The 22267-nt window shown below is 42.0% G+C and carries 7 protein-coding genes and 1 pseudogene; 1 reads left to right on the top strand and 7 read right to left on the bottom strand.

Translation table 11 applies throughout. The features are described 5' to 3' along the window. Positions 1–11: 11 nt before the first annotated feature. Positions 12–7079 carry a Tc toxin subunit A-related protein gene (locus tag AACQ83_RS05615; RefSeq protein WP_112876803.1) on the bottom strand — a complete coding sequence of 2356 codons (7068 nt, stop codon included), beginning with the start codon at positions 7077–7079 and terminating at the stop codon, positions 12–14. A 569-nt stretch (positions 7080–7648) separates the two neighbouring features. After that, the gene (locus AACQ83_RS05610; RefSeq protein ID WP_112876801.1) at positions 7649–14284 is read right to left on the bottom strand and encodes a Tc toxin subunit A-related protein; all 6636 of its coding nucleotides are present in this window, start codon (positions 14282–14284) and stop codon (positions 7649–7651) included. 969 nt (positions 14285–15253) lie between these two features. On the opposite strand from AACQ83_RS05610, the gene AACQ83_RS05605 reads away from it, so the two are divergent. Beyond that, positions 15254–15973: a class I SAM-dependent methyltransferase gene (locus AACQ83_RS05605; protein WP_112876800.1), complete on the top strand. Its 720-nt coding sequence runs from the start codon at positions 15254–15256 to the stop codon at positions 15971–15973. A 340-nt stretch (positions 15974–16313) separates the two neighbouring features. On the opposite strand, the pseudogene AACQ83_RS05600 reads toward AACQ83_RS05605, so the two are convergent. The 5 genes and pseudogenes from AACQ83_RS05600 to AACQ83_RS05580 all read right to left on the bottom strand — a co-directional run bounded on the left by AACQ83_RS05600 (position 16314) and on the right by AACQ83_RS05580 (position 22244). Continuing rightward, a pseudogene (locus AACQ83_RS05600) lies at positions 16314–17103 on the bottom strand (type VI immunity family protein). A 423-nt stretch (positions 17104–17526) separates the two neighbouring features. Beyond that, a complete protein-coding gene (dtpB, locus tag AACQ83_RS05595) occupies positions 17527–18996 on the bottom strand; it encodes a dipeptide/tripeptide permease DtpB (protein ID WP_112876799.1) in 1470 nt (489 codons plus the stop codon). A gap of 325 nt (positions 18997–19321) precedes the next feature. Then, entirely contained in the window at positions 19322–19840 is a 519-nt protein-coding gene (hpaC, locus tag AACQ83_RS05590) for a 4-hydroxyphenylacetate 3-monooxygenase, reductase component (RefSeq protein ID WP_112876798.1), read from the bottom strand. A gap of 19 nt (positions 19841–19859) precedes the next feature. Beyond that, positions 19860–21422 (bottom strand): 4-hydroxyphenylacetate 3-monooxygenase, oxygenase component, encoded by a 1563-nt coding sequence (gene hpaB / locus AACQ83_RS05585; protein WP_112876797.1) that lies wholly within the window; start codon positions 21420–21422, stop codon positions 19860–19862. 360 nt (positions 21423–21782) lie between these two features. Beyond that, entirely contained in the window at positions 21783–22244 is a 462-nt protein-coding gene (locus AACQ83_RS05580) for a hypothetical protein (RefSeq protein ID WP_112876796.1), read from the bottom strand. Positions 22245–22267 lie beyond the last annotated feature (23 nt).

Raw genomic sequence — 22267 nt, 5'->3', positions numbered from 1 at the left:
AATTGAAATCGTTATTGGCGAATGGTGTAGCGAATATGCAGAATGATGTCGCTTAGACTCTCCAGCATGGTTTGTTGTTTGCCCTCTTTGCTTCCTTCACCAATTGCATTTGGGAAGCTCAATGTCAGCGTACCTTTATCGATGTCGATTCCTTCAAACGGCAGGAATTTTCCATCGTTGAAATCCAGTTGGAACTGGCCGCTGTCATTCATCCCATGAGAAACCGCCAACGATTTGCAACTTTCAGTTAATCCAGTGACATCTCCGCTGTAAGACAGAATCGCTTGCACATCCTGATAGGGGCCTAACAGTGCTGGCAGGGTGACACTGATCTGTTTAATTCGGCGAACATTACCGACTCCACTACCTTCTGGGTAATCGTGACAAATTTGTAAGTCAGCTAACGAAATAGACGCTTGCAGAGAAGTTTTGGCACTTTTGGTACCAAACTTCAGGGCATTATTTCCGCTACCGGCAGTGCCTAATTTATTCTTCACCAGTTCTGCAATTTTCTCAGTCAGGGAAAATTGACTTTTCTCTTTATAGATATTTGCTAGTGAAACGGTACGTTCTACTTCCAGTACGCGTTGATCCTGTTTCAGATGCGCATCTTCCATTTGTGCCAGATTCAGCATTAAGGTTTCTCCCGCCAGCAAACCGGCATGGGTTCCTTGCCAGGCACCGGGTTTGATAAAGCTTGCCGTGGTGTCATTAGTCTCCCAGCGATAGGCCATTTCAGCCATCAAACAGCGAGCTACCGTTAAATCATAGAACTGGAAGTAAATGGCGGACAGCCGACCACGTAGCCAGTTGTACAAAGCTTGATTGCTGAACTTATGTTGTAGGAACAGCAGTTGTGCTTGGGTTTGTTCCTGTTGCGTTTTCAGGCTGGTTTTCTGCAACACCGCGGCTTCGCGGCGTACTACTAGTGATTGGAGCTGAGCATCGATTTGTTTCAGCTCTGTCTCGGCGTTATTACGCTGAATTTCCCATTCCTGACGGCGACGACGGTAGGCTTCCGACTGGCTGATTTTATCCGCTTCGGTGTTCATGACACTGGCGGAGAATTCCATGACATTACCTGTGGCTTGGGCGATCGCACCCCAATGGCTACCACCATCAGCGAAGCCAAAGATGTTGGGGGCCAGATCAAGTGCCGCGCCCGCCAGATGTGATGCTTGAAGGGCAGTAGAGATACCAGCGACGGAAGCACGCAATGCCATTGCCTGTTTTTCACCTGCGTTGATGTCTTCATTGTAGAATTTGCTGTAGCTATCAAAACGTGATTGAGCTCCGGCGCGTGTTTTTTCTAGCACAGTTTTTTCAACATCCAGCTCTTCAATGGTTTTGCCCTGTATGCTGAGATTGGTCAATACCAGTTCCGCCGCATGATTCTGCAACAGTGTGTTTAATGCCTCTGCATCCTGACGTTCGATAATATTTTGTAATGTGGAGCCGAATTGAGTGAGCTGACTGACCATGCCGCGGGCGTTTTCCAGCATGTGTGGGAAACGCCACAGTGACATAAATGACGTTGGCATATTGCTTCCGCCCTGTGAGCTGGCAACAGCGGCACTGAGTAACGCTTTTGGATCGGCTGGTGTTGCGAAAATAGGCAGATGCAAAGGTTGACCATCAATAGAGAGGTTATGGCGCAGGTTATACAGCCGTTGTTCCAGTTTCTGCCAATAGCTCAGCATCACTTCGTTGACTTGTGGCAAGAAAAGATCTGTGTTGCCTCCATCTGTAGACTGGCCTTGTCGTAAATCTGCTATTGCTTTGGCGTGTATCTGTTGTTTTTCAAGATCTGCGGCTTCTTCTAGCTCTGGATCATTCCATGTTGAACTGAGTGGTAGATGAGGTTTATCACCTAATAGATGCAGTGCTTGCATATACCACATTTTGGCTTCGGCGAGTGTGTCTCGCTCCAATTGGCGATAGGCGTAATCTCCCTGTTCGATCAACAGATCAAGGGTGCGCATAAAGGTGGCGACTTTGTAGTGCATTGGGTCGTGTTGCGCTACAGCGTCAGGATCGACCGAATCCAGTGGATCATCGTTCCAACTAGTATCCTCTTGTAATGGGCGGACATTCCAGCGGTAATGCTGCATTTGACCATTGACAATATAGCCAGCCGGATTCCAGACATATTTCAGCCAGCGGTTAGCCTCATCGAAGTTTTGCTCGTGCAGCAAACGCTGAGCAATCAACATCGGGGTATAGTAGAACAGTTCCCAGAAATAGAGGCTGTTAGCGCCGTTGAAATCCATTGGTTCTGTAGCATCAAGCGAATCTTCTCCTAATTTAGGTTCCTGAATATTCTGAGTTTCCATGCTTAAAATAGTGTCAATACCAGCGTTGGCTCGGCTAATTAATTTACGGGCAAATAGCGTATTAAGGCGGGTACTATTGTTTCCCCATTGCATATATTGTGCCCCGCTTGGATTGCTGTGAAGGGATAAGACATTATCAGTTTCTGCCTTTTTGGTAATACGAATACTGAAATGTTCTTCGCCTAGATTACGTTCTTTCTGACCACTTTCAAATGCTTCAGCAGATGCTGTAAAGGTGACATCAATACTTGCTTCATTATTATTATATGTCAGCTTGGAGACATCTATTTCTTTGAGAGCTTTAAATTGATAATACATTTCTTCGAAGTTAGGGGGTGGCTCAGTAGGTACATTGTTGTCCTTGCTTGCTATAAACGTTTCTTCTTTGATACCGGTAGCCTTTATTATGACTTTAACATTTGAAGACTTAATATCGGTATTAATAAACATTGGTCCAGAAACATCAGTGTCAATACCACCGTGGTCATCCATATAGAAATATTCTTTGAATGGATTGTTGTTACTATGTTTATTATCAATATAACCATAGTTACCACTAATGTTACCGCCAGTGGTTACGGACATTTCTTGAGAGCCAGAGGGAAGGTTAGGGAGCCAGGCTCTTACAAAGTTAGTGGCACTATCCCGATAAAACAGTAGTTTCCCTTTTTCGGGGGTGTCTCCATATTGATAAACAGGGTAGATAAATTTTTTATTTGATAAATTATTTTGGTTAATACCTAGCGTGGTATAAATAATAAATTTATCACCAAGCTTACCGTATTTTTTCATCAAATTGCATTGATTACGTTGTCGACCTTCATATCCATTATGAATAATTCTTAACTTCGGTGAGATTTGGATTTTTGAACCATTTAATTGAGGTCGGGTAATCAGAATACTCCCGCCATATACCATACTCAGGTAGCCTTCACCCCAATCATAACCGTTATTACTGTTTACTGATGAAGGGATTTCGTAGCTTTCTGCATAGCGGTTATTGACTCTTATAACACTATTGGTTTCAGTACGGGTATCAAGCTGTTCATGAATATTAAGTTTATAATCATTAGGCTTCATCTCTTCTTGTGACATATTAGAGGAGATATATAACCCTTGCATGGTAGCCTGTCTATAATCTGCTTGTTCGGGCCGTTTTTGATAAAATATGACCAGTAATTTATCTTTGCCTTGATAGCTTGCACAATAGAGTCCTAACACTTTATTCGGTTCTAGATTTAGATCAGATATTTTTTTATCTACATCAAAGGTAATTGGTGTATTCCAGGTACCGTCATAACGAATATGTGCCAATTTCAGTTCATAATAATAGCTTGTGGTCGTTTTGCTTCTTTGTTTGTCTGTTTTTATTTCTGATAGAGCTTCTACTTTTGATAGAGCTTCTACTTCTGATCGATTAGTTACCTTCTTCTGTTCCAGCCAGGTGATATATAGGCGGGATTGGTAGATTACCGGGCGGATAGTATCTTCATAGGGGTTAATTGGACAGTCAATTTTGTGCCACTCGCTCCAGGCATTAGCGGGGAATTTACCTTCGCTGAATTTATTGTGATCTACACTGCGCCAATAATATTGATTCACTTCTGTTTTACTGCGTCCGATAAAATAGGTCAATCCTTGGTCATTATTAATGTTGTCATGATAGGCGCTGATTACTTCCAGATTAGCCACCTGTTCGAATGACGTTAGATAAGATTTAAAGGCATCTTCTACGGTATCGGTATTCAATTGACTCTGGCTGATGGATTGCAGTAGCGCATCCATCATTTTTGTCTGGCCGATCCGCAGTGTTGGATCGATGTAATTTTCAGGGTAGTAAAGGAGTTTAGCGATGCCGGCCCAGGTGCTGTAGCGTTTGTTGTATTTATCCCAGTTAGTAAAGAATGAACGGCTGGTGACACTTGTGTCGGTATCTTCCTCCATATTTTTCAATGCGCGGTTAATATACAGTTGGATACTGGCAATAGCTTCCGCAATTTCCGTGGTTTTGATGGCGGCGGAGACCTGGTTATCGATCAATAGGTATTGATATAGATCATCACGGTCTTTAATTACCGTATGTTTTCTTTCTTTTCGATCTTTTTGGTTATGAGAATAAATATAGTATGTACTTAACGCAGCACTGCGAGACTCATCCAGAAATGCATGTAGGGCATTGGCTTTTTGGGTGTCTAGCCCGGAGGTTAATATCGAAGCGACGTTTTCCCATTTGGTATAGTCAGCGGAAGATTCTATGTCTAATACTTGCTCCAGTTCAGAAATACCTTGTGGAGAGATATTCAATTGACGTGCGATGTTAATCCATTGCCGGATGGTGTCGATAGATGACCAGTTGGAGAAATCAGCTTTTGCTTGAGTCTTGGCTTGCTCCAGTAGATTTTCATCAAGATTCATGGCCTTAGCCAATATTTCTGCTGTTAATGTTCCTTTTTCAAATTCGGTCAGTACAGAAGAGGCGTTTTCACCTAGTGAGTTAACCCAGTCGGTAAAACGCGTCAGCATAATCAGTGATAATACATTGTGTGTTGACGTTGCTGTTGTGGTAAGACCAAAGAGTTGTGGATTTGTCACAAACAGACGTAAAGTGCTTTCGCTAAGGCCAGTAGAACGGTAAATCAGTGCTAGTTGTGCTAGACATTGGCAATAGTGGACAGCTTGTTGAATTGAGTTATCTGATGCAGTTGTTCCTGTTGGTTCCGATGATTGAGTTCCAAAGGGATTTTTCCGCAACCAGTCCCAGAGTGTGTCTGCCGTCATTTTGTCTGCTTTGCCATAGTTTAGCTTATCTGCCCAGGCCAGCACGGAGAGAGCAACATTCTCAGATGGCAATTGCAGAGCGGCGGCTATGTAATGAGACAGTGTTTTTTTCAGATTCTCCTCGGCCTCTTGCAGATTCTTTTTGGCTTTATTTAAATTTTCTTCCGATTTTTGCTGGCTTTCTTCCGCTTTTTTTAGCTCCTCTTTGGCTTTTAGTATTTTCTTGTCAAAATCTTGCAGGCCGTTATATATAGTATCCAGTAAGTTCTGAATTTCTGGTGTCAGGGTTTGGTTATAGTCGGTGGTGGTCATCACAAATAACTGATATACACTCCATTTCCGTGTACGCAGCCAATTGGTTACAGTATAGAGTTTGCTAATTAGAACCGCTAAATTATCATGAGTAATCTTAGATAAATCGGTTTTTCCTTCATCTATGGCAACTACTACTAGTAGTACCCCTAATTCATCAATAGTTAGCTGATGGATATCCGCGAGTAATTTTGTGCGATAGAGATGAGAGAGATTATCTCTATTATTAACCATTGTTTCTTTAGTGTTGTCTCCATAGGTAACCTTTAGTAGTCGATTTAATGAGATATCATCGACATTAAAAGCACGTTTAAGTACTGTTTTGTGCCAGCTGTTGGTACTGCTTAGATTTAAATCAATCTCTGGAGTGCCATTGGTAGAAAAATCCTGACCATTCAGTTTTGGGGAATTAAATAAACGATCAAACTGGCTTGGATGGCCGTCATTGCTATGTTGTGAAATTGGTGCCTTGCATAGTATTAGTGCAGTTTCAGCATCAATACCGTAACGTTGCATATAGTATTTAATACAGAAGATTTTTTTTAACACTTCTTCATTGATGTTGAATTCTGGACTGATACTGTGGAGGATTCCACTTAATACCGTTGGTGATAAGTTTATAGCTTTGAATAGACGAATAAATTTATTAATTTTCAACAGAGCACGATAATTAGTCTTTTCGATAGTTTGTTGTGTACTAGTAGTACGCGATGCAGGCTCAGTAATTGTTATTTCTTCTTCTGGGAGAAGTATAGTTCTTATTTTAAGGAAGTCGCTAAACTCTTCATCACTCAGATTGTAATAACTTTTCAGATATTCCAGTTTTTCTATCAGAGAAGGTTTAATATCACCAAAATTATTCTTATAAAGAGTTTCAGCAGTAGATTCGGTAATTTCTTCTGTCAGAATAGTAAATAACTTTGGTGAAACGGAAGCATTAATATCTAACAGGGAAGCTTGATACTTCAATTGAGAGAGTGTTGTTTCTGGGTATACGCTTAATTGCTCAAATACCTGAGCTTGTAATTGAATAACCTTACGTACACTTTCATAAGCATCGTGATATGGCATCGAACTGGAAAGGCGGAAAGTAGATAATTTTTCCATCACTTTAGTGTGGCTGTCCAAATTAGGCTGAGTTTTAATCCCTTCTAGCAACATGTCATTAGACAGAGAAAGTGTGGAAATCTCCGTATCCATATTTTTCTGGCTGAGTACCAATGATTTTAGATCTGGACGGCGTTTATCCAAATGATAAATAGAATCTTTGTCATGTAAATTTCGTGCCTGACGATAAAGTTCAGCCAGGTAAGCCGCGGGAGAAAACATGGAAGAAATTGCGCCAGGGGCTGCATATTGGCTAGCGCGGTTGCCAAATCGGCTATTATAACCTTGTTGGTCAGCATGAGGTGTTGTCAGGGCAAGATGTACCGCACTTTGTAATTGAGGATTGGCGCGTTTCAGAATACGGGCTTCATGCAGAAGGTTATCCTTTTGCACCTGCTGTGCTTCAAGATATAAGCTCTGGGTCTGTGACCATGAGAGTTGGTCCTTCACTTTTTTGCGAAGTTCGTCAAAAGAGAGATGGCAAATATCGGTTAGATTATTAAAACCTGCTCCTAACGCTTGTTGATATTCGGATTTGAGTGTGTTCATGTTTATTCCTTTTAAATGTTGAGTCAATAAAACATTTATGCTGGCCTGCATATCGAGGAGATAAATAAGGTTATTTATCTCCATCAAAACAAAGTCAACACAGGTAACGTCTGATAACAGTCTGAAATTAGGTTGAAAATAATGGCTAAATAAAAACACCATTTAACTATCAACTATTTCGTAGCGTTATTATTTGTTTAAATGGCTGTTGTAACGCAATAACAAAAATTATAATTACATCATAAGTAATATAATTGGTTAACAATAACCGAATGAAATAGTTGCATTTGTTACATATTGCATGCTACGAAAAAGAAGAGGGTTGATATTTTATAGTAGGCAATCGGACTCACGAGAAAAGGAAATATCTCTGTTATAACGAGCGTTAGACAGGTAAGAAGGCAGACTGTGAGTGTGGTGTATACCCTATGGATTTCAAGATGCATCGCGACGGCAAGGGGGTGAGCGAGTGCAGCCAACAAAGAGGCAACTTGAAAGATAACGGGTATATATTCGTGAAAGGCTCAGGCCCCGTTTAGGAGCCTGTTTTTACTATTTGATTGAGATGGTTATTGGCGGATGGTGTAGCGAATATGCAGAATAATATCGCTCAATGCCTGTAACATGGACTGCTGTTTGCCAGTCGCATTCGGGAAACTGAGTGTTAATGTGCCGGTATTGTTAATCGCTATCCCTTCAAACGGCAGAAATTTACCATTGTTAAAATCCAACTGGAACTGGCCGCTGTCATTGATCCCATGAGAGATCGCCAGTGATTTACAGCCTTCAGCTAATCCGGTTTCACTTCCTCCGTAGGACAGAATGGCTTGTACATCTTGGTACGGTCCTAACAGAGCTGGCAGGGTGACACTGATCTGTTTAATGCGTCGAATGTTGCCTACGCCGTTGCCTTCTGGGTAGTCATTATGTAGTGACAGACCAGACAGTGAGATTTTAGCGCCTAGTTGGCCGTTTTCTAATGTAACGGGATGATCGTCAACGGGTTCAGTTGTACCACCTGCTAGCAGGGCAGAAATACGTGTTGCCAAATTAAACGATTTTTCTGGCAGTGCTCCATAGAGTTGCGCCAGTGAAATGGTCCGTTCTACTTCCAGAGCGCGTTGATCCCATCTCAAATGGGCATCTTCCATTTGTGCCAGATTTAACATCAAGGTTTCACCAGCGAGTAGACCAGCATGTGTCCCTTGCCAGGCGCCGGGTTTGATAAAGCTTGCGGCGGTATCATTAGTCTCCCAACGATAAGCCATTTCAGCCATCAGACAACGGGTTACGGCCAAATCGTAAAATTGGAAGTAGATAGCAGCTAGCCGACCACGTAGCCAGTGGTACAACGCTTGATTACTGAATTTACGTTGTAGGAAAGTCAATTGCGCCTGAGTCTGTTCCTGTTGGGTTTTCAGGCTGGTTTTCTGCAACACCGCAGCTTCACGGCGTACTGCCAACGATTGAAGTTGGGCATCGATTTGTTTTATCTCTGCTTCGGCATTGTTACGTTGGATTTCCCACTCCTGACGGCGACGGCGATAGGCTTCAGACTGGCTGATTTTATCCGCTTCGGTGTTCATAACACTCGCGGAAAATTCCATGACATTACCTGTCGCTTCGGCAATTGCCCCCCAACGGCTGCCGCCATCAGCGAAGCCGAAAATGTTGGGCGCCAGATCAAGGGCAGCGCCTGCCAGACGCGATGCTTGCAGGGCAGTGCTAAGGCCAGCCACAGAGGCATGCAATGCTATCACCCGGTTTTCACCCGCATTGATATTTTCATCGTATAGCTTTTTGTAGCTGTCAAAGCGTGATTGCGCTCCGGCTTTGGATTTTTCCAGTACGGTTTTTTCCGCATCCAGTTCTTCTCGGGTTTTGTCCTGTATGCTGAGATTGGTCAATATCAATTCTGCCGCTTGATTCTGCAATAGCGTGTTTAAGGCTTCCGCATCCTGACGTTCGATAATATTTTGTAACGTGGAGCCGAACTGTGTTAACTGGCTTACCATACCGCGTGCGTTTTCCAACATCTGTGGGAAACGCCACAGTGACATAAATGACGTCGGTAACTTGCTTCCGCCTTGTGAGTTGGCAATAGCAGCACTGAGTAACGCTTTTGGATCCGCTGGTGTAGCGTAAATAGGCAGATGTAGCGGTTGACCGTCAATAGAGAGGTTGTGGCGCAGGTTATACAGCCGTTGTTCCAGTTTCTGCCAGTAGCTTTGCATCACTTCATTGACCTGTGGCAAGAAAAGATCTGTCGGGTTGTTGTGCCGACTAACATCACCTTGTCGCAGAGCGACCATTGCTTGGGCGTGTTCTTCTTGTTTCTCCATTCTGGCCGCGTCACCTAAACTTGGCTTACTCCACTCTGAACCGAACGATAAATCAGGTTTATCACCCAATAGATGCAGTGCTTGCATATACCACATCTTAGCTTCGTTGAGCGTATCTCGTTCTAACTGACGATAGGCGTAATCTCCACGGGCCAGCAACAGATCAAGGGTGCGCATAAAAGTAACGACTTTGTAATGCATGGGATCATATTGCGCTATAGCATCGGGATCGACGGAATTTAATGGATCATCGTTCCAGCTAGTATCTTCCAACAACGGGCGAACATTCCAGTGGTAGTGCTGAATCTGACCATGTTCAATATAGCCGGCTGGGTTCCAGACATATTTCAGCCAACGGTTGGCTTCATCGAAGTTTTGCTCGTGTAACAAACGTTGAGCAATCAACATTGGGGCATAGTAGAATAGCTCCCAGAAATAGAGGCTGTTCGCGCCGTTGAAATCCATTGGTTCTGTGTATTGATCGATAAGAATAGAAACATCAAGAAAGCCTTTATATTTATTGACGATCGCGTCAGTATCGTTTATCACGACTTTCTTATTATCAGCGTCATTAATCAACACAAATTTCTTATTAATTTCATCAAAATGAAATAAAGCAGTTTCCCATCTTTGTTGTTCCAAATAGAATTTCTTCTTATATTCTACGGCTATTTCGACACGCGATTGTGTATTAGACCAAGGGATAAAAAGAGTGATGCTAGTTTCGGTATCAGTTAATACTCCCTTGTAGTATAAATTCATCAATCCATTATCATTTCTTATATGAATTTTAAACCAACGCTCATTGCCATGTACATTTTGATCATATTTAGGAAGAATGAGATGAGTAAAAAATCCTTTCCCTAACTGAGGTTCTGGCAATTTCTGTGTCTCTGTACTTAAGATAGTATCGATCCCGGCTGTAGCGCGACTAATTAATTTACGGGCAAACAGCGTATTAAGGCGAATACGATAACCTCCCCACTGCATATATTGCGCCCCGTTTGTATCATGGTGAATAACCAAAATATTATCGTCATCAGTTGTCTCTGATGAAGCGATCTCATGTCGATTATTAACCCGTATGATGCGATTGCCCTCAATATTGGTATCAAACTGGTTACGAATGTGAATTATATCATCGTCAGAATTGATATCTTCAAATAACATGTTTGAGGAGATACGCAGCCCTTTTATTGGCGCATCTGTTGTGTATTTATCCGGTGCGTCCTGTTTTTGATAAAACAGGACTAACAACTTATTGTCTTGGTGATTTGCACAGTAGAACCCTAGTTGTTTTCTTATTAGCTCTGGTTCCAGTCGATCCAGTTCCTTCTGAATATCCTGCTGGTTCAATTCCAGTTGTTTTTCCCTTACGCTTATCTCTGTCGTTGATTGCCCCTGTTCATTCAATTCTCTCTCCCATTGCGCCAGTTGTTTTTTCCGTTGTTCTATTAGCGGTGGCAATAGTTGCAATGATTTTAGTGGCTCTATAGGTTTTGGTGGACTTACTGGATTCAGTGGTAGGATTGGTTTTAGTCGCTCTACTTCTTCCTGCTGTTCTTTCAGTTTATCTTCTAATTGCTTTTGGTACTCTTGCAATTGGTCTAATAAATCTGATGTTTTTAAAACAGCGGATATTTTGTCATGTACTTCTAAGGCTATTGGTGTATTCCAGGTACTGTCATAACGGATATGCGCCAGTTTTAGTTCATAGTGATGGCTTACGACGGTTTGATGATTATTTTCTGTCTGTTTAGCAATTTTCTTCTGCTCTAGCCAGATCAGATACAGGCGAGATTGGAAAATTACCGGGCGGATAGTGTCTTTATAGGGATTTGTTGGACAGTCAATTTTGTGCCATTCACTCCAGGCGTTAGCAGGAAACTTACCATTGCTGAATTTATTGTGATCCACACTACGCCAATAATATTGGTTCACTTCTGTTTTACTGTGTCCGATAAAGTAGGTTAATCCCTGATTGTTATTGATGTTGTCATGATAGGCGCTAATGATTTCCAGATTAGCCACCTGTTCGAATGATGTCAGATAAGACATAAAGGCATCTTCTACCGTATCGGTATTTAATTGACTCTGGCTGATGGATTGCAGCAACGTATCCATCATTTTTGTTCGCCCGATGCGTATCGTCGGATCGATGTAATTCTCAGGGTAGTAAATGAGCTTAGTAATGCTGGCCCAAGTGCTGTAGCGTTTATTGTATTTATCCCAATCGGTAAAGAACGGATGGCAGACGACACTTGTGACTGCATCACCTTCCATCTTTTTCAATGCCCGGTTGACATACAGTTGGATGCTGGCGATAGCTTCTGCAATTGGCGTGGTTTTGATGGCAGCAGAAACTTGGTTATCGATCAATAAATACTGGTATAGATCATCACGGTTTTTAATCGCTGGATTTTGACTAGCAATTTTACCGATATAGTATTTACTCAATGCGGCGCTACGAGACTCATCCAGAAAAATATGCAAGGCATCGGCCTTTTGGGTGTCTAGTCCTGCGGTTAATGTCGTAGCTACGTTTTCCCAATGAACATAAGTGGATTTTTCAGCCTGTAATTTCACTAGATCTGAAACGCTCTGCGGAGAAACGTTCAATTGATGCGCGATATTAACCCATTGCAGGATAGTATTGATAGATGTCCAGTTGGCGAAATTAGCTTGTGCTTGGGTACTGGCTTGCTCCAGTAGATTTTTATCAAGGCTCATGGCATCAGCCAACTGTTTGGCTTCTAATGTTCCCTTTTCAAATTCGGCCAGTACAGAAGAGGCGTTTTTACCTAGAGAGTTAACCCAGTTAGTAAAATGCGTCAGCTTTACCAGTGATAATGCATTGTGTGTCGATGCTGTTCCTGCGGTAAGGTCAAAGAGCTGCGGTTGTGTGACAAACAGACGTAAGGTGTTTTCACTAAGGCCGATGGAGCGATAAATCAGCGCCAGTTGTGCCAGGCATTGGCAATATTGGACTGCTTGTTCTTCTGTTACAGTAGTTGATTGTTCTGAATTGTGTTGAGATTGCAACCATCCCCAGAATTTTGTTGCTGTCATTACACCAGCGCCAGGTTTTAGTTGATCTGCCCAAGCGAGTACATAGTGAGCGGCATTTTCAGACGGCAATTGCAGAGCGGCGGCGAGATAAGGAGACATTTTCAACAGAAGATTTGTCTCATTTTCGCTGTTAAAGCCTTGCAAACCATTGTAGACAGCATCTAGCAGGTTCTGGATTTCTGGAGTCAGGTTTTTGTTATAGCTGGTGGTGGTCATCATAAACAGCAGGTACGTATTCCATTTCTGTGTACGCAACCACTGGGTAACGCTATAAAGTTTATCGATCAGAATAGCCAGATTGTCATCACTTATCCCTGATAAGCTGGTTGATCCTTCATCTATGGCAACCAACAGTAAATTCAGTTCATTAACAGTTAACTGATGAATATCTGCCAGTAATTTGGCTAAATAGAGATAAGAAATATTAGTTAAATTATTGATTATTTTTCCATTGTCATTATCACAATGAGTCATCTTTAGTAATTGATAAAGTGAAATATCATCGACATTAAAAGCCCGTTTAAGCACTTCTTTTTGCCAGCTATTTGTATTGTTTGGGCTTAAATTAATCTCTTCATCCCAAACGTGAAAATCCTGACCATTCAATGGTGGGGTATTAAATAAACGACTAAATTGATCGGAACTACGGCTATAATAATTTTGTGAAATGGGTGCATTACACAGGATTAATGCAGTTTCAGCATCAATATTGTAACGCTGCATATAGTATTTAACGCGAAAGATTTTCTTTAATATTCTTGCGTCAATATCCGGTCCATCACTAAGTTCATCGTATACGGTAATTACAGCTTCCAGGGTTATCTCTGGAGGTGTAGATATCTCCTGATAGGTGCTACTGGAGATAATATTTTTAAGGGTTGTTGGTGCCAGCCCTGTTGCTTGGGACAAACGAATAATCTTATTGAGTCTGAGCAAATAATATTGAGCGGGTTGTTGGCTGCCATATTTGGAATTCATTTCCTCATGTATTAGCCTAATATTTCGTTGGTCAATAAACTGGTTAACTTCCTCATCAGTCAAATTATAATAGCTTTTTAGGTATTCTAGCGTTGCCATTAAAGAGGGCTGAATATTGTCAAAGTTTTCTTTATAGAACTTTTTAATCTCTTCTTCGTCATCTGTAATCTGCTCTGTTAGGATATTAAATAGTTCTGGCGAGATGGAAATATTCATCCCCAACAGGGAAGCTTGATATTTCAGTTTAGCGATATCTGTTTCTGGGGATGGACTAAATTGGTCGAATGTCGGAGCCTGTAATTGAATAGCTTTGCATATATTTTCATAAGCATCGTGATACGGCGTCGAACCAGAATGGCGAAAGGTTGATAGCGCTTTCATCACATCAGTATGGCTTTCTAGCCCAGTCAGCGTCTTAATCCCTTCCAGCAGTACTTTATTAGATAGAGAAAGTGTAGAAACTTCATCATTCATATTTTGCTGGCTGAGCGTCAGTGATTTTAGATCCGGGCGGCGTTTATCCAGATGATAAATGGTATTTTCTGCGTGTAAATCCCGTGCCTGACGGTAAAGTTCAGTCAGATAAGCAGCGGGAGAGAACATGGAGGCAACTGCACCGGGGGCGACATATTGGCTGGCACGGCCACCAAATTTACTGTTATAACCTTGTTGATCGGCGTGAGGCGAGGTTAAAGCAAGATGTACCGCATTTTGCAATTGAGGATTAGCACGTTTGAGGATACTCGCTTCATGCAGTCGGTTAGCTTTTTGTGCCTGTTGTGTCATTTCAGGGTGTTCTGGTGTGATTGTGCTCATGTTTATTCCTTTTAACTATTTAATAAATAAAATATTTATGCTGACTTGCACTCCATGAATACGTAAAGAGATTCTTAATGTTCATTAAAAGAAGGCAGCAAATAGGGTGTCTGATAACGTGCTGAAATAGGATGAAAATAACGGGTAGATAAAACGGTACCATTCGGTCGTTGACTATTTCATAACGTTATCATCTATTGTTTCTCTAAATTCTTGCGGCAATGCAATAATAAAAATTATAATTACATAAATAATAATTACATTGTTAATGATAAAGTTATGAAATAATTACAATTGTTTTGAATGGTGTTTTATGGAAAGTAAAGTGATTAATATTTTGTGATGAGCGCAGAGAATAATGATAAAAAACATTATTTCGACTGTTTTATGGCCTCGTTTTTGGGCTGTTTTTAGGTAATTGTCAGATGGCATTCAGTGAGTTTTTTTCTTTTTGGTTATCATTATGGTAATTATCGCGACTGTATATTAATCTGTATAAAGTAGTTATTTTCAATGAATATGATTATTATTTTTAAAAACTATTTTTAGAATGATAATATACCCAATTAATTTTAAAATGCAGGATTCAAATTGATTGAGTATATATACAAGAAACCTCCTGTAAAAAAAGGAATATTGTGACTGGACTCAATATATAGATAATACTCATATACACATAGTTGTATTTGTGTCATTTTGATATTGAATTTTTTTCACAATGGGGGTCTGGAGGAGCGTGATCAATTTAAAGAAAAAGCAATATTGTTAAATATGACTTAGATATTGCAAAAACCAATTTATTATTTTAGGTTCTGTTAGACCTTTTATTTAACTCAGTTATGTTTTTTCTTAGCAAAAACCGCCGTAAACCCTTGCCCCGTGCGGGCGGGGATATCAGGCGAAAAGTCCGAAGGGCTTTAAAGAGCAATTTTTGGTTATTACTACACATATATGAATATGAGATGACAAATGAATACTGACTGGATGAATGAAGAGGTTTCAAACTTATTCGATCAATATGATGATTATTTGGAAGAGAGACTTGGGTACACACCGTTGATTGATAACCTTAAGGAGAGCTTGGGGCAAAATATATCGGTTCTTGATTACGGTTGTGGTGGTGGGAAAGTGTCACGTCGGCTAATTGCTGGAGGCATAAAGACGGTAACGGGAGTAGATATCTCACAAACTATGGTGGACAAAGCCGCCAGCAATATCAATCGTGGCAATAGCTCTTATCATCAAATCAAAACTGGTGTCCTTAACTTCAATGATAATACTTTCGACGCAGCTATATGCTGTTACGTGTTCATCGGTAGCAATAAAAAGTCTGATCTTTTAAAAATCGCCAAGGAAGTTCATAGAACATTAAAACCTGGTGGTATTTTTTACGTATTGGATACTAATCCGGATTCTTGTGGGATTAAGTTCAGCTCTTTTATGAGCGGCGATCTAAATAAAAAATACAATGATGGAGAAATCAAGCCAGTGTATTTAGATCTGCCAAATGGAAGTATATTTAAGGTTTCAGATACGCATTGGCATAAAGATACATATTATGAAATCTTGAATAAGGCCGGGTTCAAAACTATTGAGCTTTTTGAACACAATGACGCGGATGCTTTAAAGGATACTGGAGATTTACGATGTTACCCCCCTTTTGCCATGTTCAAAGCTACTAAATTCTAGATGCTCTATACCCTATGGATTTCAAGATGCATCGCGACGGTAAGGGAGCGAATCCCCGGGAACATAACTAACTTTGTGACCGGGGTGAGCGAGTGCCGCCAACTTAAGAGGCAACTTGAAAGATAACGGGTATATATCTGACCGATGGAATTCCTTGCTTATTACAAAAATGCCGGTGAGGGATTCCACGTGACTGGTTTCGAAGGTAATTTAATATTGTTTTGAATAGTGTTTTATGAAAAGTAAGCTGATCTGAGAGAGTTTCACTGAAAAACCGGCACTCCAGTGAATCCTTTTCTTCCTGCGTCTCTTTTTTCATTCACTTACCGCTTCTCGTCCTTTATTCCTCTCTGTTTTCCGCTTCCCGTATCAGATGCCAGAGGGTTGTGTCCGGTTCTGCACCTTCAACATCAAAAGCCATCGCACCCTGAGCAAAGAAGTACTGCTTGCCCGGCAGGCTATCGGTTCGCCAGATCCCGCTGACCAGTGCAGGATGGTCACTTCTCAGAGGAGTCACTTGCAGCGGTCCCCGGTCATAACGGGCATACCAGGCTTGTGTGGAAATATCATCAAAATGACCCTCTCCATAAAAATGCAGGGAATCACCTTCTCCCGGAACAAAACGTATCGGACGTATCAGTTGGTTAATGGCAAAATAACTCTCCGGGACACTGCCCGGTAGTGGCGTTAAGTCCGGGTATTGACCGGCCCGGATAATCAGACCATTGGAATAAGGAGTAATCACCACATCCGGGTAGCGGCGCAGCATATGACGTATCCAGAATTCCCCACCCAGTCGGTTTACAAATCGTTTGGACAGCAGGGTGATCCAGTTAATGCTTCGGATGGAATGGGCATAATCTCTCAGTGTTGTATGAACAGTAGAGTTAACTTGCAGGGTGGGATAACGCTAAGCTAATTGATACTCTAAGGGAAAATAATCATGATAAATTCTTCACGAAAGCGGCGGTAGCAGGCCAGAATGCGTTGTTTTTTTCCTGGGTGTAGCCTTGTTTAAAAAACAGAGTAATCGAGAGACCCAGACGGGAAACAGTCAGCCCATCGCCATTGAGGAAGGTAAACGCGGCCAGTTGTGATCTTAACCGGGCAAAGTAATCTAAAGTTTTCATCATTTTCTCCATGAATTATGAGGCGGTGGCGAATGTCACACTCGCCAATGATACGCATTACACCAAAGTAGTCTTCGGTCGCAATCTGGATGTAATCTATTTCTTGATCTTCGGCTAGTTTATCGCCCGTAAATCTCACTTAAATAAACATTTTCAAATTATCAGGATGCACAGAACCATCGAAGTAAGGCCGGGCAAATGGATTACTGGATTGCGGTAAATTATCATGTTGGAAGCTGAAATTAATATTTAATAAATGATTGAATAATAACATTTGTAGTGCGGGGAATTACAACGAAAACGATTAGCGACGGTTAATTGGGGTCATGAAGAAGCCCCCACTATCACGGGTGATTGAGTGGTGGGAGCAAGTCACACGATCGGTATTTTCTCCTTTGGCGAGGTTTTTTATTTTGGATCAAATCATATTTTTTGTTTTTCATTCATCATACGGTTCAGCCACGGCACGGTGACCGACATGATGATGGCGACGATAAAGGTAGCAATACCAATTTTGCCGAATACGCTGGTATAGATTGGTAATGTTTGCAATGGGTCCGTAATACCTTTCGGTGCGGCCGTAAGGGCTGCGACATGGCCGCCGAGTAAGGAGGAAGTTGCTTGAGTTAAATACCACATTCCCAGAATAAAACCCATTAGGTACTGAGGAACAAGAGCCGCAATCATTGCCAGGCCCAGTGCGCTGATCATCAATTCACCGATGCTTTGGAAAAAATAAACTAGAACAATAAACCAAGGGGAGGTCAAACCTTGTTCATCTGCAAACCACAAACCGGCAGCGGCGGCAGTGAGGAAACCTAAAGAGCACAGGAACATACCAACTGCAAACTTAGCTGGCATTGTGAGGTCTTTACCTTTAGCGCCCCAGTGAGTGTATAAGGCGGCGAGTATCGGGCTGGCAACAACGATCCAGAATGGGTTAAGCGCCTGGAAACTGACCGGATTAATGTCAAAACCAAGCAACTGATGGTGAACGTTATGGATGGCAAAGAAATTGAGAGAAGTTGGCATCTGAGCATACAGAATGAAGAACACAATAGCTTGAAGCATCAAAATGAAAGCAACAAACATTTTGTTACGGCCAGCTTTATCCTGCTTTAATGCTTCACGGAAGAAGATAAATACCACGATAGCAGATAGGGTAATCAGCACAATATTGGCTATTTTCACGTTGTGCATCAGCCATGCACAGACGTAAACCATCGCAACACTTCCTGCTAATACCATGAATAGGTTTTTATAGTTGATTCGTTGATGGTCGGGTTCAGAACCAATATTACGTACCGTATTGCGACAGAAAATATAGACTAACAAGGCAATAATCAGACCAATACCACAAATATTGTAGGTAACGGCATAACTAAATTTTTCCGCAATAACAGGAGCGAGAGCGAGTGAGAACAGCGAGCCGAGGTTGATTGACATGTAAAACAGCGTAAAAGCTCCATCCAGACGAGGATCTTTGGGTGGATAGCATTTAGACAGCAGGCTGGCTGGGTTAGCTTTGAACAGGCCGTTACCAACGGCAATCGTTCCCAATGCGTAGAAAATTAAATCAGGGTGTAGAATAGAAAGGCCCGTCATAAAGTAGCCAATTGCCAGGACTATGGCACCCAACACAATGGTTCGTTTAGTTCCCAGTAAGTGGTCACCTACATAACCGCCAATCGAGATCAAACCATAAACTAACGCGGCAAATGCACCGAAGGTAATAAACGCTTGTTCCTGGGAAAATCCCAATTTTTGTACAAAATAGACAGCAAGAACGCCTTGTACACCGTAGTAGCCGAATCGTTCCCAAAGCTCGACGAAGAAAATCATAAAGAACGGTTTGGGTTGTTGTAATAAACCGATGGATGCGGGTTTATTCATAGTTGATTGCCTCTGATTAGCATTATTGGTTGAAATACACTCGGAAATGTACAGTGACATTCAGTGACATGATCTGTCGCTAAAGTGGTTTTTTTATGTACTTTATTCAAGTGATCGGAGGACGGTAGATTATTATATGGTTAAAATATGTTCCTGGTGGGCGATCACACTAATATAAAGATATTAGTATTGAATTTAATAGTATATTCATCAGGTGAATATCAAAAATAATCAGAAGTTTAATGGAAGTGTTGATAAAAAACGCTATTCAGGCCGTTCAAAGCCTGAATAGTGGAAGAACAATCACTGCCTGATGGAGAAGCAGTTAAACTGTGGCGGCTTCAATTTCCAACATAACTGGACGGAAATTACGCTTGAAATAGATGAGGCCGTGGCCTTGTTCGCTCACCGTGATATGTTTAATCTGAACCAGATACACGTTATGCGTTCCCACTTCTTGAACCTGTTCAATTTCACCTTCAAGGCTGGCGAGGGTGCCGGTTAACACCGGTTGGCCTAATGGCCCTGTCTGCCAGATATTCCAGCGAAAACGCTCTTCCATGCTGACTCCGGTCATACCGGCAAAGTGTCGTGCCATCAATTCTTGTTCGTGGTTTAAAATATTGACACACAGGCGGCCATTTTCCTGAAAAACTGTATTCATAGCACTGCTGCGGTTAATGCATACCATCAGCGTGGGTGGCGTATCGGTGATTGAGCATACTGCGGTAGCAGTGATGCCACAGCATCCGGCATGACCATCGGTGGTGACGATATTCACCGCTGCTGATAGGCTCGCCATCGCATCTCTGAAACGCAGGCGATGTTCATTTTCTACAGACATATTGGCCTCCTGCTACCGATTATTTCAGCAGCTTATCTAACTGGTTAATATCGCTATTGTTGTATAAATGTGGCCTACGCCAGCCATGCTGATCATAATCAGCAAGGCAGCGATCAACCATATCCATCATTTTTTTCATGTTGCCAGAGCCATGAGCATGGCGCAGACATTGCATCCGAATTTCATCCTGACTTCCGGCATAGTTGATTTCGTACAATTCGTGCCGACCACCAAATTCACTACCAATGGCATCCCACATCAGTTTTAAAATCTTAATGCGTTCAACGTGATCGATACCGTTGGAACCCCGAACATACCGGGCGAGATATTTATCAATTTCTGGGTTATTCATATCACGTACACTGGATGGCAAATAAATTAGGCCGCTGGTGACGTTACTTTCAATAATATTTTTAATTTTCGTGTAGGCCATTGGTGCCATAACGCGATAAGTTTGTATTGCCTGAGTATCTGGCAGATAAGCGCCGCCTTTCCACGGCTTGGCTTCTGCCCACATTGCATCACTCAGTGACCAAAACAGGTTACGCCAGGCAACCACTTCACCCAGGTTAGCTTGAACACCACGGAATTCTATCACGCCAGTGCATTCCAGGCTCTTTTGTAGCAGAGCGGTAATAAAATCCAATTTCACCGCCAGCCGTACACAAGCCTGTAATGGGAACAGACTAGTGAAACCCGCTTGGATGGCCCAGTTGCGTGCACGGTCAAAGTCGCGGTAAATCAGGACATTTTCCCAAGGGATAAGGACCTTATCCATCACCAGAATTGCATCGTTTTCATCGAAACGGCTGGATAAGGGATAATCGAATGGGGAACCTGTTGCGCCTGCTACCAATTCATAGGAGCCGCGGGAGATCAGTTTCACGCCTTCTGCATCCATTGGCGCGACAAACATCAGGGCGAAATCAGGGTTATCCCCCATTACTTGTGCGGAGCCAAAACCGATAAAGTTATAGTGAGTCAGGGCTGAATTAGTTGCTACCACTTTTGCGCCGCTGACGATAATACCGGCATCAGTTTCTTTTTCTAGCTTAATATAGACATCACGTGTCTGATCGGCGGGTTTATGGCGATCGATTGGTGGATTGACAATGGCATGGTTAAAGTAAACGCCTGTTTCCTGAATACGTTTGTACCAGGTACGGGCGTTATCAGCAAACTGACCATAATATTCAGGAAATGCGCCGAGTACGTTACCGAAGGCCGCTTTATAGTCAGGTGAACGACCCATCCAGCCATAGGTTTGACGTGACCATTCAGCGATAGCATCACGTTGTTGGCGCAGCTCATCTGCACTGCTAGCAAAGCGGAAGAATTTGTGAGTATACCCGCCGTTGCCGGTATCGGTATTCCAGCACAAGGTATCATGGGTTTCTGGGGCGTGCAGGGCATCGTACAACTGACCGATTGAAGCAGCAGAATTGCGGAATGCGGGATGTGTAGTGACATCTTTTACGCGTTCGCCATAAATGTAAATTTCGCGGCCATCTTGAAGGCTTTTCAGGTACTCTTCACTGGTGAAAGGACGTTTTTTGTCGGCGCGAAAATCTTCTGGTTTCATGTCTACCTCACAGTCGTCATAAAAAGCGCCTGTCTTGATATAATATAATCAATATTGGCACATGGATGTTAATTTAATGTTTGTTTTGTGTTTCTTAATTGAAGCTTTAGAACGGCATTTCTTGAATAGATTTTCGGAAGGTTGACTGGTACTTTTCGTTGGAAAGGATGCTTTGTTATTTAAAGTGTGATCCAGACGATATTTTTATGATTGTTATTTCAAGGTCTATTTTTGGCTGGTTGAGTTAATCAGATTCATGGTGATTTTATTATTGAGTTTGGTGATCGTTTGCACGATCACCTTTAGGGAGATAACAGTTATACGAGCTTATGTACAGGACCCTTGATTAAGGCACAGAGATTAATGTACATGCAGTTTTTTATTTCTGGATGATGATGGGGCATCTTCTGGGATTGCCCGCTTTTTGGTTACTACCGGCTGACGTTTTTTAGCTGTAACTAATCCGATGCTATATTTATCTGCTGGGTAATCATGGCCTCGAAATTTGTCTACTTTTTTGAGAAACATTGCCGCTACTGTTTTCGTGCTTTGTAAATGCTCTCCTTCCCCTCTTTCAGGTTCAGATAGATCAGTGAGAATTGAAGCGGCTACTTTTTTATCCTCACCATATATAACAGCTATTGCGGCACCAAAATGAAAAGGATACGCTTTTCCTTTGCTTGTTACTTTTTCCGCTATCATTAACCCTTGTTTTAAATCTGGCAGGTTTGTTTTATCCGTGGATCTTCTTAATGGTAGAACATCTTCTTTTAAATCTATGTCTGATGCGTTTTCAATTGATTTATACCCGTTATCTTTCAAGTTGCCTCTTTGTTGGCTGCACT

Source organism: Photorhabdus sp. S10-54, from assembly GCF_963878145.1.
GTDB classification, from domain to species: Bacteria; Pseudomonadota; Gammaproteobacteria; order Enterobacterales; family Enterobacteriaceae; genus Photorhabdus; species Photorhabdus kayaii.
Note: the sequence above shows the minus strand (reverse complement) of the source record. Positions and strands in the feature narration are given on the sequence as shown.

Coding starts and splice junctions, on each gene's coding strand:
- AACQ83_RS05615 (WP_112876803.1), bottom strand. CDS start 7,079: ATGAACACACTCAAATCCGAATATCAACAAGCGTTAGGAGCAGGTTTT.
- AACQ83_RS05610 (WP_112876801.1), bottom strand. CDS start 14,284: ATGAGCACAATCACACCAGAACACCCTGAAATGACACAACAGGCACAA.
- AACQ83_RS05605 (WP_112876800.1), top strand. CDS start 15,254: ATGAATACTGACTGGATGAATGAAGAGGTTTCAAACTTATTCGATCAA.
- dtpB (WP_112876799.1), bottom strand. CDS start 18,996: ATGAATAAACCCGCATCCATCGGTTTATTACAACAACCCAAACCGTTC.
- hpaC (WP_112876798.1), bottom strand. CDS start 19,840: ATGTCTGTAGAAAATGAACATCGCCTGCGTTTCAGAGATGCGATGGCG.
- hpaB (WP_112876797.1), bottom strand. CDS start 21,422: ATGAAACCAGAAGATTTTCGCGCCGACAAAAAACGTCCTTTCACCAGT.